Source organism: Pseudomonas sp. P1_F7, assembly GCF_056405655.1.
Map to the genome: position 1 here is coordinate 1 of NZ_JBFUBR010000015.1, position 13,975 is coordinate 13,975.

Genomic DNA, 13,975 nt, shown 5'->3' on the forward strand with positions numbered 1-13,975 from the left:
TGATCCCATCCCGAACTCAGCAGTGAAACGATGCATCGCTGATCCCATCCCGAACTCAGCAGTGAAACGATGCATCGCCGATGGTAGTGTGGGGTTTCCCCATGTGAGAGTAGGTCATCGTCAAGATTAAATTCCGAAACCCCTATCTGCGTACGCAGGTAGGGGTTTTGTTTTTGTCCGCAGGAAAGTTCGTACAGCAACAGCGAGCAGGTTCACGCTGTCACCGTCTCCCGACAATGCTAAGGTTCGCCCCTGGCGTTTGTATTTTCCAAGGAAGCCTTTATGCCGGATGCGACGTCCCTCAGTGCTGGTTTTATGGTGGTTCACGGCAACCGCCTGGACGAGTTGCGCAGCCTGGTGGTCAGCTGGATGCGGCGCTACCCGCTGGCTCCCCTGGAGAATGAAATCGCGTTGGTGCAAAGCAATGGCATTGCCCAATGGCTGAAGCTGGCACTGGCGGAAGATTCTGAAGAAGACGACATGGGAGGCTGCGGCATCGCTGCCGCCATCGACGTGCAGTTGCCCGGCAGCTTCATGTGGCAGCTCTATCGCATGGTCCTTGGCCGCGACGAAATCCCGGTCAAGTCCCTGCTTGATAAAGCCCCGCTGACCTGGCGTCTGATGCGCCTGCTGCCGCAGTTGATCAATCAGCCGCACTTCGAGCCGCTGCAGCGTTTCCTGACCCACGACAGCGATCTGCGCAAACGCTATCAACTGGCTGAGCGTCTGGCGGATCTGTTCGACCAATACCAGGTGTACCGAGCCGACTGGCTCGAAGACTGGGCGGAAGGTCGCCATCAAACAAGAAGCGCCAGGGGCGAAGCCAAACCCCTGACCCCGGCCAATTGCTGGCAGGCAGAGTTATGGCGCGCACTCTTGCTGGATGTGGGAGAAGAAGGCATGGCGCAAAGCCGTGCCGGTGTCCATCAGCGATTTGTCGAACGTATCAACCAACTCGAAGCCGCCCCCAAGGGATTACCCTCGCGAGTGATCGTTTTCGGGATTTCTTCGCTGCCTGCTCAAGCTCTGGAAGCGCTGGCGGGACTGGCACGATTCAGTCAGGTCCTGCTGTGTGTACACAACCCGTGTCGTCACCATTGGGCAGACATCGTCGCCGATAAAGACCTGTTGCGGCATCAATACAAGCGTCAGGCCCGCAAGAGCGGCATGCCGGTAGTGATCGATCCGCAAACCCTGCATCAGCATGCCCACCCGCTGCTGGCTGCCTGGGGCAAGCAGGGGCGGGACTACATCAACCTGCTCGACAGTTATGACGATCCCAACAGCTATCGTTCGGCATTCCGCGACGGGCGCATCGACCTGTTCAGTGACGGTCAGCCGCTGAACGTGCTCAACCAGTTGCAGGACGACATCCTCGAGTTGCGCCCCCTCAATGAGACTCGGGAGCGTTGGCCAGCTATTGATCTTGAGCAGGACGAATCGATCCGTTTTCACATCGCCCATAGCGCCCAGCGAGAAGTCGAGATCCTCCACGATCAGCTGCTAGCACGCTTCAGCGCCAACCCGACACTGCGACCCCGGGACATCATCGTGATGGTTCCGGACATCGACAGCTACGCACCGCATATTCGTGCCGTGTTTGGTCAGCTTGACCGCCAGGATCCGCGCTTCATTCCGTTTACCCTGGCTGACCAGGGCCAGCGTGGTCGCGATCCATTACTGATTGCTGTGGAGCACCTGCTCAAGCTGCCTGACAGCCGATTCCCTGTCAGTGAGATTCTCGATCTGCTGGACGTCCCCGCACTGCGTGCTCGTTTTGGCGTCGAGGAGCGTGACCTGCCGACGCTGCACCGCTGGATCGAAGGTGCCGGCATTCGCTGGGGCATGAATGCCGAACAACGTGCCGGGCTCGGGCTGCCTGATGAACTGGAGCAAAACAGCTGGCGTTTCGGCTTGCGACGGATGCTGCTCGGTTATGCCGTTGGCGGCGCCGATGCTTATGCGGGTATCGAACCCTACGACGAGATCGGTGGTCTGGACGCTGCGCTCATCGGTCCGCTGGTGGCGTTGCTGGACGCGCTGGAAGTGGCTCACCACGAACTCTCTCAGCCTGCATCGCCGGGGCAATGGGGCTTGCGCTTGCAGGCTTTGGTGCAGTTGTTCTTCCTAGCCGGTAACGAACACGATGACTACTTGCTGGCCCAGCTCGAAGAGCTGCGCGAGACCTGGCTCGAGACCTGCGAATCCGTCGGGTTGCAGGATGAGTTGCCGCTGACCGTGGTCCGTGAAGCCTGGCTTGCAGGTCTGGATCAGGGCCGTTTGTCCCAGCGTTTTCTGGCCGGTGCGGTCAACTTCTGCACCTTGATGCCCATGCGCGCCATCCCGTTCAAACTGGTGTGCCTGCTGGGCATGAATGACGGCGATTATCCGCGCGCGCAGCCGCCACTGGATTTCGATCTGATGGGCAGTGATTACCGCCCGGGTGATCGCTCCCGGCGCGAAGACGACCGCTACCTGCTACTGGAAGCCTTGCTGTCGGCAAGGGACCAGCTCTACATCAGTTGGGTGGGCCGCAGCATCCGCGATAACAGCGAGCGGCCTGCGTCGGTGCTGATCGGTCAGTTGCGTGATCACTTGGCCAGCGGTTGGCGATTGCTGCAAGGCGAAGAGGATCTGCTGGAAGCCATGACCCGGGAACACCCATTGCAACCCTTCAGTGCTCGCTACTTTCACGACGGGGATGAGTCGTTCAGCTACGCCAGCGAATGGCAGGTGCTTCATCAGGCGGCAGAGCAACAGGCAAGTGCCGAAGTGCTCGGGCCCCACGTTCAGGACGAACCACTGAGTCTCGGTCAGGTGCAGGATTTCCTGCGCAATCCGGTACGGCATTTTTTCAGCCAGCGACTGAAAGTCTTCTTCGAGGCGGCGGAAGTGCCGCTGGCCGATGAAGAGCCCTTTGTCCTGGATGCGTTGCAGCGTTACAGCCTCAGCGACCGTTTGCTCGAAGCGGCGCTGGCAGATCCGGGAAATTCCGGGCAGGCACTGGAGGACCAGGCGAAACGCTTGCAGAACAGCGGGCTGCTGCCCATGGCCGGATTCGGTGAGTGCCTGCAACGGGAGTTGATCGAGCCATTGCCTGACTTGCTGCAACGCCACCAACAGCTCCTGGCGCTGTGGCCAACTCCCCTCAGCAGCGCGTTGCCCGTCAGTCTTGAACTGCAGGGCCTGCACATCGAGGGCTGGCTCAGCGGCTTGCATCAGCGTGCTGATGGGGGGTTGTTGTCTGTCACAACGATCCCCAACAGTATCGGCTCGATCAAGTCGCGCAAATGGCATCGACTGACACGCCCCTGGGTCAATCATCTGATGGCGTGTGCCAGTGGCATGGCGCTGACCACCGCATTGGTGGCCAGCGACGACAGCCTGTTACTCGGTCCGCTGGACCAGTCCACGGCGCGGACAATTCTCGGTGATCTGTTGATGGCCTGGCAGTCGGGGATGCGCCAGCCTCTGCCGATAGCGGTCAAGACAGCCTTTGCGTGGCTTGGGCAAACCGACCCGGTCAAAGCCGAAGCCGCTGCGCGCAAGGCCTATGAAGGGGATGGGCAAACGACGGACGGAGAGCGCCGCGAAAGCCCGGCACTGGCTCGCCAATTCGCCGATTACGATGCCTTGGTCGCCGACGAGACGTTCCCCCAGTGGTGTGACGCGCTCTATCGCCCGCTTCTTGAAGCACCCTGGCGTTCACTGTCCAGCGAGGAGTCGCGCTGATGAGCACAAAGACACCTCTGGCCCTGGCATTCCCGCTGCGCGGCAGCCAACTGATCGAAGCCAGTGCCGGCACCGGCAAGACCTTCACCATTTCCGCGTTGTACCTGCGTCTGGTGCTTGGCAACGGCGGGGAGGACAGTGGCTTCGGACGTGAGCTGTTGCCGCCGCAAATCCTCGTCGTGACGTTCACTGACGCCGCTACCAAAGAGCTGCGCGAACGCATTCGCACGCGGCTCGCTGAGGCCGCACGATATTTTCGCGATGAAACACCTGCCCCCGACAGCCTGATTGCCGAGTTGCGTGATCAGTACTTGCCCGAGCAATGGCCCGGGTGCGCAAACCGCCTGGATATCGCCGCCCAGTGGATGGACGAGGCGGCGGTTTCGACTATCCACAGTTGGTGCCAGCGCATGTTGCGCGAGCACGCATTCGACAGTGGCAGCCTGTTTACCCAGACCCTGGAAACCGACCACAGCGACTTGCTGGGGGAAGTCCTGCGCGATTACTGGCGGCTGTTCTGCTACCCGATGCAAGGTGACGCCTTGAATTGGGTGCGCAGCAATTGGGGCGGGCCGGCGGCGCTGCTGCCGCGGATTCGTGCACTGTTCGCCAGCGAGCGCGATACCCTTGAAGGGAAAGAACCCGCCGAAGTGATTTCGCAATGCTTGCAAGAGCGACGGGCTGCCCTGATCGAACTCAAGAAACCCTGGCTGCAGTGGGCGGACGAGTTGCTTGCGATCTGTCACCAGGGCGTTGCCAGCAAGGCTGTCGACGGTCGCAAGATGCAGGCACGCTATTTCGAGCCCTGGTTTGAAAAAATCAAAGCCTGGGCCGAGGAAGAATCCCTTGAGCAACTGGATATCGGCACCGGTTTCACTCGCCTGACTCCTGATGGCATGGCTGAAGCCTGGAAAGGTGAGGCGCCTCGACATCCGGGGCTCGATGCGATGGCCGGCCTCAAGGCCTGCCTCGATGGGTTGCCGACACCTGATGCCGCCGTACTGCAACACGCGGCCCGTTGGGTCGGGGCGCGATTCGAGGAAGAGAAACGCCGCCGCGCGGAAATGGGTTTCGACGACATGTTGCTGCGCCTTGATGCGGCCTTGCAGTCCGATGGCGGCGAGCGACTGGCAACCCTGATTCGTGAACAGTTTCCGGTCGCCCTGATCGATGAGTTCCAGGACACCGACCCTGTGCAATACCGGATCTTCGAGAGCATCTACCGCATTGAAGAGAACAGCACCGAGTGCGGTCTGTTCCTGATCGGCGACCCGAAACAGGCGATCTACGCTTTTCGCGGCGCCGACATCCATACCTACCTGCGCGCCCGCCAGGCCACCACTGGCCGCCTGCACACCCTGGGCACCAACTTCCGCTCAAGCCATGGCATGGTCAACGCAGTGAACCATGTGTTCGAGCGCGCCGAAGCCCGGGAGTCAGGACGCGGCGCTTTCCTCTTTCGGGAGAGGAATGGCGACAACCCGGTTCCGTTCACGCCGGTTGCCTCCCAGGGCCGCAAAGAAGTCTTGCGCATCAATGACCAGGCAATCCCGGCCTTGAACATCTGGCACTTGCCGGCCGAACAACCGTTGTCCGGTGCGGTGTACCGGCAACAGCTGGCGGCTGCCTGCGCCAGTGAAATCACGGCATTGCTCAATGGCGGACAGCAGGGGCAAGCGGGGTTCACCCAGGACGGCAAAGCCTTCAGGGGCCTGCTGCCGGCGGACATCGCCATCCTGGTACGCGACGGCAAGGAGGCGCAGGCGGTTCGTGCGCAATTGGCCGCCCGTGGCGTGCGCAGTGTTTACCTGTCGGACAAGGACTCGGTGTTCGCCGCCCAGGAGGCGCATGACGTGCTGACCTGGCTCAAGGCCTGCGCCGAGCCGGATGTCGAGCGTCCGTTGCGGGCCGCGTTGGCCAGCATCACGTTGAACCTTTCGTTGACTGAGCTGGAGCGGCTGAATCAGGACGAGTTGGCCTGGGAATCCCGGGTCATGCAGTTCCGTGGTTATCGCGAAGTCTGGCGCAAGCAGGGCGTACTGCCGATGCTGCGACGCCTGCTGCACGACTTCCGCCTGCCCCAGGCGCTGATCGCCCGCAGTGACGGCGAGCGCGTCTTGACCAACCTTCTGCACCTTTTCGAACTGCTGCAACAAGCCGCCGCCGAACTCGATGGCGAGCAAGCCCTGATCCGGCATTTGTCCGAGCATCTGGCGTTGTCCGGGCAGGCTGGCGAAGAGCAGATCCTGCGTCTGGAAAGTGATGAGCAATTGGTCAAGGTCGTGACCATTCACAAGTCCAAAGGCCTTGAATACCCGTTGGTGTTCCTGCCGTTCATTTGCTCGGCGAAACCGGTGGATGGCAGCCGCCTGCCGTTGCACTACCACGATGAATCCGGCAATGCCCAGGTCACGTTGAAACCGACGGCAGAATTGATTGCCCTGGCTGACGATGAGCGTCTGGCCGAGGATCTGCGCTTGCTCTATGTCGCCCTGACCCGGGCGCAACACACCTGCTGGCTGGGGGTGGCCGACCTCAAGCGCGGCAACAACAATGGCTCGGTGCTGCATCTGTCGGCATTGGGTTATCTGCTGGGCGGTGGTGCGCCTTTGGCCGAGTCCCCGGCGTTACAGCTTTGGTTGCGGGATTTGCAGCAGGACTGCCCGGCGCTGGCGTATGCCGAGATGCCTGAAGCGACAACAGAGCATTACCGGCCACCGCAAAACGACGCTGCGCTGTTGGTTCCGCGGGTTCCGAAACGCAAGGCCAGTGAAAACTGGTGGATCGCTTCCTACAGCGCGTTGCGTATTGGCGACACCCTGAGTGTCGGCACCGACGAGGCGCCGGAGAGCCCGCAGGCGCAAAAACTGTTCGATGACGAACGCCTCGACCCGCAGGCCCCCAGGGAAGTGGTGGCCGGTGGCGGCGATATCCATCGCTTCCCGCGCGGCCCGAACCCCGGCACCTTCCTCCATGGCTTGCTCGAATGGGCGGGAGGCGAGAGTTTTGATGCGGCACCGCAAGAGGTGATCGACGCCATTGCCCGTCGCTGCAACCGTCGAGGCTGGGAGGGCTGGATCAGCACCTTGAGTGACTGGCTGCAGCATCTGCTCAAGTCGCCGTTGCAACTGGGCAGCGGCCAGGCACCGGTGGTATTCGGCCAGTTGACGCAGTATCAGGTCGAGATGGAGTTCTGGTTCGCCAGCCATAAGGTCGATGTGCTCAAGCTCGATGCGCTGGTGTGCCAATACACCCATAACGGCGTGGCCCGGGTCGCCGCAGAACCGGTGTTGCTCAACGGCATGTTCAAGGGCTTTATCGACCTGACGTTCGAACATGACGGCCGCTATTACGTGGCCGACTACAAATCCAACTGGCTCGGCGTCGATGATGCGGCCTACACCGCGCAGGCCATGGAACAGTCGATTCTCGACAACCGTTATGACCTGCAATACGTGTTGTACCTGTTGGCCCTGCACCGCCAGCTCAAGGCGCGGCTCGCCGATTACGACTACGACCGGCATGTCGGCGGTGCGTTGTACCTGTTTTTGCGCGGTACGCGCGCGGCCAGCCAGGGTGTGTTTTTCGCCCGGCCGCCAAGAGAGCTGATCGAGCGTCTGGACAGACTGTTCCAGGGCAAGCCAGAACCCAAGGCCGAGCCCGCCTGGGAACAGGGAGTACTGTTATGAGTCGCACATTCGCCGATTTGTTGCCCACATCGCTGGCAGCCGAAAGCCTGGCCGATCTGGCGCCGCTGAGTCGTGCCGACGACTTGCTGTTGTTGCTCACGCGTTGGGTCGAGCGTGGCTGGTTGCGCGCGCTGGACAAAGCCTTTGTGGCGTTTTTGCATGAACTGGCCCCGGAGGATGATCCGTTGGTGTTGCTGGCAGCCGCGCTGACCAGCCACCAGTTGGGCCACGGGCATGTCTGCCTCGACCTGTTCGAGACGCTGAAAGAACCGGACTTCGCCCTGTCGCTGCCACCCGAAGGTGACGTGCAAGGCGGCGCGATGCTGTTGCCCTCGCAATTGCTGGGATCGCTGGACGGTGCTCATTGGTGCAAGGTGCTGGCCGCCAGCAACCTGGTCGCACTGGCCGCTGACAGTCGTGACAACGTGCGCGACCGGCCTTTGGTGTTATCGGGAAAACGCTTGTACCTGCGCCGCTATTGGGCTTACGAGCGACGGATCGACCTTTCGCTGCGCGAGCGTCTGACGCAACACGAATCCACGCCGAACGACTTGCTCCAGCGCCTCACCGGGTTGTTTGGTCCTGCCCGGCCGGGTGAAGTGATCGACTGGCAGAAGCTGGCCTGCGCCCTGGCGACGCGCAGTGCATTCAGCATCGTCACGGGGGGGCCGGGAACCGGCAAGACCACCACCGTCGTGCGCTTGCTGGCGTTGCTCCAGGCGCCGGCGGTCGAGGCTGGCATGCCCCTGCGTATTCGCCTCGCCGCACCGACCGGCAAGGCCGCTGCGCGTCTGACGGAATCCATCAGCCAGCAAGTCCGGACCTTGAAGGTCGCCCAAGACATACGAGACAAGATCCCCTCCGACGTCACCACCGTTCACCGCCTGCTCGGCAGCCGACCCGGGACTCGTCATTTCCGGCACCACGCGGGTAATCGCCTGCCGCTGGATGTGTTGGTGGTGGACGAGGCCTCGATGATCGACCTGGAAATGATGGCCAACCTGCTCGACGCCTTGCCGGCCCATGCGCGCCTCGTGCTGTTGGGTGACAAGGATCAACTGGCTTCGGTAGAAGCCGGTGCGGTACTGGGGGATCTGTGTCGCGACGCTGAGGCTGGCTGGTACAGCCCGCAGACACGCCAGTGGCTGGAAGCCGTCAGCGGCGAAAGTTTGCAGGCCAGCGGATTGCAGGAGGACACGCAGGGCACTCATCCATTGGCCCAACAGGTCGTGATGTTGCGCCATTCCCGGCGATTCGGTGAGGGCAGCGGTATTGGTCAACTCGCTCGTTGGGTTAATCAGCAGCAACCCGAAGAAGCCCGCAAGTTGTTGTCTGCGCGAAGCCATGACGATGTGTATTGCCTGGCCCTCAAGGGGGAGCAGGACCGGGCTTTGGAACGTTTGCTTCTCGACGGCCACGGTGAGGGGCCGCAGGGTTATCGACAATACCTGAGCGTGCTGCGCAATCAGCGACCGCCACTGGACAGCCCGCTGGAAGATTCGCGCTGGATTGATTGGGCTCGACAAGTGCTGCAGGCCTTCGACGCGTTCCAGTTGTTATGTGCCGTGCGCAAGGGGCCATGGGGTGTGGAGGGCTTGAACCAGCGGGTGACGGAGGCATTGCTCAGGGCGCGCCTGATCGACAGCGACCAGCAGTGGTACGAAGGTCGACCTGTCCTGATGACCCGCAACGATTACGGGCTGGGTTTGATGAACGGCGATATCGGCATTGCCCTCAAGCTCCCGGAACAGGAAGGCCGCGGGACTGGAAAACAGGTTCTGCGTGTGGCGTTCCCACGCAATGATGGCCAGGGTGGTGTGCGATTTGTCCTGCCCAGTCGCCTGAATGATGTCGAAACCGTGTACGCCATGACCGTGCATAAATCCCAGGGCTCGGAGTTCGCACATACCGCGTTGATTCTTCCCGATGCCTTGAACCCGGTGCTCACCAAGGAGTTGATCTACACCGGCATTACCCGGGCCAAGGACTGGTTCACCTTGATCGAGTCGCGTGCGGGCGTGTTTGAAGAGGCGGTGAAACGCCGGGTCAAACGCCTGAGCGGACTGATGCTGGAGCTAAAGGAAGGCCGCGAGCCGACAGGCTGAAAGGTCAGTCATCGGCAAACAGCATCTCCCGGCTTTCTCCCATCAGCAGGCCCTGATTCTGCTCGGTGACCTCGCGGATGTAATCCCACAACAGGGTAATCCGCTTGAGCTTGCGCAGGTCTTCGCGGCAGTACATCCAGAACTGTCGGGTGATATTGATTTCCTGCGGCAACACTGGCAGCAGGCGCGGGTCCTGGGTGGCGAGGAAGCACGGCAGGATCGCCAGTGAGCGTCCTTGCTGCGCGGCCACGAACTGCGCGATCACGCTGGTGCTGCGCAGGTTGGCACTGGCGCCGGGCAATACGTTGGCCAGGTACAGCAGCTCCGAGCTGAATGCCAGGTCGTCGACGTAACTGATAAATGAATGCTTGGCCAAATCGGCTGGTTTGCGGATTGGCGGGTGGTTGTCCAGATAATCCTGGGTCGCGTACAGCTGCAATCGGTAGTCGCACAGTTTGCAGCAGACGTACGGGCCATGCTCGGGACGCTCCAGGGCGATGACGATGTCGGCCTCGCGCTTGGACAGGCTGATGAAGTGCGGCAGCGGCAGGATATCCACCGAAATGGCCGGATAGGTGTCGACGAAGTGGCTCAGCTGCGGCGTGATGAAAAAGCTGCCGAAGCCTTCGGTGCAGCCCATGCGCACATGCCCGGACAGCGCCACGCCGGACCCGGAAACCTGCTCGCACGCCATGTGCAGGGTACTTTCGATCGACTCGGCATACCCCATCAACCGCTGGCCTTCGGCGGTCAGGACAAAACCGTTGGTCCGGGATTTTTCGAACAGCAATGTGCCCAACGCGGTTTCCAGGGAACTGATGCGCCGCGACACCGTGGTGTAGTCCACCGCCAGGCGCTTGGCCGCGGTGCTGGCCTTGCGGGTGCGGGCGACTTCAAGGAAAAACTTGAGGTCATCCCAGTTCAGCGAGCCGAGGGAGGTGATGTTTTTTTGCATGTTGGACCGGTTTTTATGTGCGTTCATATTAGAAGTTTGCACATCTATACTCCAAAAACAGTCCGACAACCAATTCGCGACACACGCCTCATCTCAAGGCGACTTTCTCGCCTTGGCTCCCAAGATAAAAACAAGCATCCGGAGACCCACATGAACGTATCGCTCACGCCCAACGAAACCACCGTGCAAAAGGTCAAACTGTTGATCGACGGTCAGTGGGTCGAATCCAAGACCACCGAATGGCACGACATCATCAACCCGGCGACCCAGCAAGTGCTGGCCAAAGTGCCGTTTGCCACCGCCGAAGAAGTCGACGCAGCCATCAGCGCCGCCCATCGCGCTTTCCAGACCTGGAAGCTGACGCCCATCGGCGCGCGGATGCGCATCATGCTCAAGCTCCAGGCGCTGATTCGCGAACACTCCAAGCGCATCGCCGCGGTCCTGAGTGCCGAGCAGGGCAAGACAATTGCCGACGCCGAAGGCGACATTTTCCGTGGGCTGGAAGTGGTCGAGCACGCCTGCTCCATCGGCAGCCTGCAAATGGGCGAATTCGCTGAAAACGTCGCCGGTGGCGTCGACACCTATACCCTGCGCCAGCCAATCGGCGTGTGCGCCGGCATTACCCCGTTCAACTTCCCGGCGATGATTCCGCTGTGGATGTTCCCGATGGCCATCGCCTGCGGCAACACCTTCGTGCTCAAGCCGTCCGAACAGGACCCGATGTCGACCATGCTGCTGGTGGAGCTGGCGATTGAGGCGGGTATTCCGGCTGGCGTGCTCAACGTCGTGCACGGCGGCAAGGATGTGGTGGACGGCCTGTGCACCCATAAAGATATCAAGGCGGTTTCCTTCGTCGGCTCGACTGCCGTCGGCACTCACGTCTACGACCTGGCCGGTAAAAACGGCAAACGCGTGCAATCGATGATGGGCGCGAAGAACCACGCCGTGGTGCTGCCAGACGCCAATCGCGAACAAGCGCTGAATGCGCTGGTGGGTGCCGGTTTCGGTGCTGCCGGTCAACGCTGCATGGCCACCTCGGTGGTGGTGCTGGTGGGCGCGGCCAAGCAGTGGCTGCCGGATCTCAAGGCGCTGGCGCAGAAGCTCAAGGTCAATGCCGGCAGCGAGCCGGGCACCGACGTCGGCCCGGTGATCTCGAAAAAGGCCAAGGCGCGGATTCTCGACCTGATCGAAAGCGGCATCAAGGAAGGCGCCAAACTGGAACTGGACGGTCGCGAGATCTCGGTTCCCGGTTACGAGAAGGGTAACTTTGTCGGCCCGACCCTGTTCTCCGGCGTGACCACCGACATGCAGATCTACACCCAGGAAATCTTCGGCCCGGTGCTGGTGGTGCTGGAAGTCAATACGCTCGACGAGGCCATCGCCCTAGTCAACGCCAACCCGTTCGGCAACGGCACGGGCTTGTTCACCCAGAGCGGCGCGGCGGCACGTAAATTCCAGAACGAAATCGACGTCGGCCAGGTCGGCATCAACATCCCGATTCCAGTGCCGGTCCCGTTCTTCAGCTTCACCGGTTCGCGCGGTTCCAAGCTCGGCGACCTCGGCCCGTATGGCAAGCAAGTGGTGCAGTTCTACACTCAGACCAAGACCGTCACCAGTCGCTGGTTCGATGACGACAGCGTCAACGACGGTGTGAACACCACCATCAACCTGCGTTAAGGAGCCGGACATGAAAATCGCTTTTATCGGTCTGGGCAACATGGGCGCGCCGATGGCGCGCAACCTGATCAAGGCCGGCCATGCACTGCGCCTGGTGGACTTGAACAAAGCTGTGCTGGCGGAGCTGGAACAACTGGGCGGCAGTATCAGTGCATCGGCCCGTGAAGCGGCAGAGGGCGCCGAACTGGTCATCACCATGCTGCCTGCCGCGGTGCATGTGCGCAGTGTGTGGCTGGGTGAAGACGGCGTGCTCGCCGGTATCGGCAAGGGTGTACCGGCCGTGGATTGCAGCACCATCGATCCGCAGACCGCGCGGGACGTGGCCGCCGCCGCTGCCAAACAGGGCGTGGCCATGGCCGATGCGCCGGTCTCTGGCGGCACCGGTGGTGCAGCCGCCGGGACACTGACCTTCATGGTCGGCGCCACCCCCGAACTGTTCGCCACCCTGCAACCGGTACTGGCGCAAATGGGCCGCAACATCGTCCATTGTGGTGAGGTCGGCACCGGGCAAATCGCTAAAATCTGCAACAACCTGCTGCTGGGGATTTCCATGGTCGGCGTCAGCGAAGCCATGGCGCTGGGCGATGCCCTGGGCATCGACACCAAGGTGCTGGCGGGCATCATCAACAGTTCCACTGGACGTTGCTGGAGTTCGGAGATGTACAACCCGTGGCCGGGCATCGTTGAAACGGCGCCAGCGTCGCGCGGTTACACCGGTGGTTTCGGTGCCGAACTGATGCTCAAGGACCTGGGTCTGGCCACTGAAGCGGCGCGTCAGGCGCACCAGCCAGTGGTGCTCGGTGCGGTGGCCCAGCAGTTGTATCAGGCGATGAGTTTGCGTGGGGAGGGTGGTCAGGACTTCTCGGCGATCATCAACGGCTATCGCAAACCGCAGTAGAAGGGTGGTGGAAAACCTGTGGGAGCGAGCTTGCTCCGGTTTTTTTGCATCAGGCAAACACGAAATATTTACGCACGGTTTCCACCACTTCCCAGGTGCCTTTCATCCCCGGCTCAACGACGAAAATGTCGCCGGCGCGCAGGTGGATCGGGGCCATGCCTTCCGGGGTGATGATGCAGTAGCCTTCCTGGAAATGGCAGTACTCCCACTTCACGTATTCCACGTACCACTTGCCCGGCGTGCAGATCCAGGTGCCCATGATCTTGCTGCCGTCTTCACTGGTGTAGGCATTGAGGTTGACGGTGTGCGGGTCGCCTTCGAGTTTTTCCCATTTGCAGGCGTCGAGCACAGGCAGCGGGTGGGTGTCGCGCAGAACGGTAATCGGTGCGGTCATGATGACTCCGGGCAGTGGGCTCAAGAACTGAAGTCGCACCCTATAGCGCCTGTCCAGCGATCAGTTGTCTGTGGTCGACACTGAGGTGTCCAGAAACGCACGGCCCTCAAAGACGGTTCAGCGGGCAATCGAGCCTGGATTGTTCGAGGCTGTTCTCGAACTCGACCAATTGCGAGTGCTGTTGCGACAGCGCCGCTATCCGCTCGGCGATTTCCTGTTTTTTGCTGGCGAGGACCTGGTATGCCCGTTCCCATGGCAACTGCGGGCCCTGATGTCCGGCGAAGACCGACTGCAATTCCTTGAGCCTGAACCCAAGCTGCTGGGCACATTTGATGAACATCAGCAGGTCGACGCTGTGCTGGTCGTAGATGCGGTACTTGCCCTGGCGGCGAGCGGCAGGCAGCAGGCCAATCGACTCGTAGTGACGGATGCTTTTGACAGTGGTGCCGGAACGTTGCGCGGCTTGGCCGATGTACATGGGAAGGTCCTTTTCTCCGAGGATAAAGCTCGGTGCATTATCGACCG

Annotated in this window: 8 protein-coding genes and 1 rRNA gene; 6 read left to right on the plus strand and 3 right to left on the minus strand. The window is 61.3% G+C overall.

Annotated features, from left to right (window positions below):
• Nucleotides 1–15: 15 nt before the first annotated feature.
• The 4 genes from rrf (at nucleotide 16) to recD (ending at nucleotide 9,526) form a co-directional block, all read left to right on the plus strand.
• Nucleotides 16–126: ribosomal RNA gene (gene rrf / locus AC1D1M_RS22605) — 5S ribosomal RNA — on the plus strand.
• Nucleotides 127–282: 156 nt separating this feature from the next.
• The gene (gene recC / locus AC1D1M_RS22610; protein ID WP_477777328.1) at nucleotides 283–3,732 is read left to right on the plus strand and encodes an exodeoxyribonuclease V subunit gamma; all 3,450 of its coding nucleotides are present in this window, start codon (nucleotides 283–285) and stop codon (nucleotides 3,730–3,732) included.
• Entirely contained in the window at nucleotides 3,732–7,421 is a 3,690-nt protein-coding gene (gene recB / locus AC1D1M_RS22615; protein WP_477777329.1) for an exodeoxyribonuclease V subunit beta, read from the plus strand. The genes recC and recB overlap by 1 nt, the downstream gene beginning before the upstream one ends.
• The gene (gene recD, locus AC1D1M_RS22620; protein ID WP_477777330.1) at nucleotides 7,418–9,526 is read left to right on the plus strand and encodes an exodeoxyribonuclease V subunit alpha; all 2,109 of its coding nucleotides are present in this window, start codon (nucleotides 7,418–7,420) and stop codon (nucleotides 9,524–9,526) included. The genes recB and recD overlap by 4 nt, the downstream gene beginning before the upstream one ends.
• A gap of 4 nt (nucleotides 9,527–9,530) precedes the next feature.
• Here the strand turns inward: recD and AC1D1M_RS22625 are convergent, their stop codons facing one another.
• Entirely contained in the window at nucleotides 9,531–10,481 is a 951-nt protein-coding gene (locus tag AC1D1M_RS22625) for a LysR family transcriptional regulator (RefSeq protein ID WP_150728381.1), read from the minus strand.
• 150 nt (nucleotides 10,482–10,631) lie between these two features.
• Here AC1D1M_RS22625 and AC1D1M_RS22630 point away from each other — a divergent pair, with 150 nt between their 5' ends.
• Both AC1D1M_RS22630 and mmsB read left to right on the plus strand, forming a co-directional pair.
• Nucleotides 10,632–12,158 (plus strand): CoA-acylating methylmalonate-semialdehyde dehydrogenase, encoded by a 1,527-nt coding sequence (locus AC1D1M_RS22630; RefSeq protein WP_477777331.1) that lies wholly within the window; start codon nucleotides 10,632–10,634, stop codon nucleotides 12,156–12,158.
• A gap of 10 nt (nucleotides 12,159–12,168) precedes the next feature.
• On the plus strand, nucleotides 12,169–13,056 hold the full coding sequence (gene mmsB / locus AC1D1M_RS22635) for a 3-hydroxyisobutyrate dehydrogenase (protein WP_057716518.1): 888 nt from the start codon (nucleotides 12,169–12,171) through the stop codon (nucleotides 13,054–13,056).
• A 49-nt stretch (nucleotides 13,057–13,105) separates the two neighbouring features.
• Here the strand turns inward: mmsB and AC1D1M_RS22640 are convergent, their stop codons facing one another.
• A complete protein-coding gene (locus tag AC1D1M_RS22640) occupies nucleotides 13,106–13,450 on the minus strand; it encodes a cupin domain-containing protein (protein ID WP_046038617.1) in 345 nt (114 codons plus the stop codon).
• Between the two features lie 106 nt (nucleotides 13,451–13,556).
• The gene (locus AC1D1M_RS22645) at nucleotides 13,557–13,928 is read right to left on the minus strand and encodes a MerR family transcriptional regulator (protein WP_477777332.1); all 372 of its coding nucleotides are present in this window, start codon (nucleotides 13,926–13,928) and stop codon (nucleotides 13,557–13,559) included.
• Between the last annotated feature and the right edge of the window lie 47 nt (nucleotides 13,929–13,975).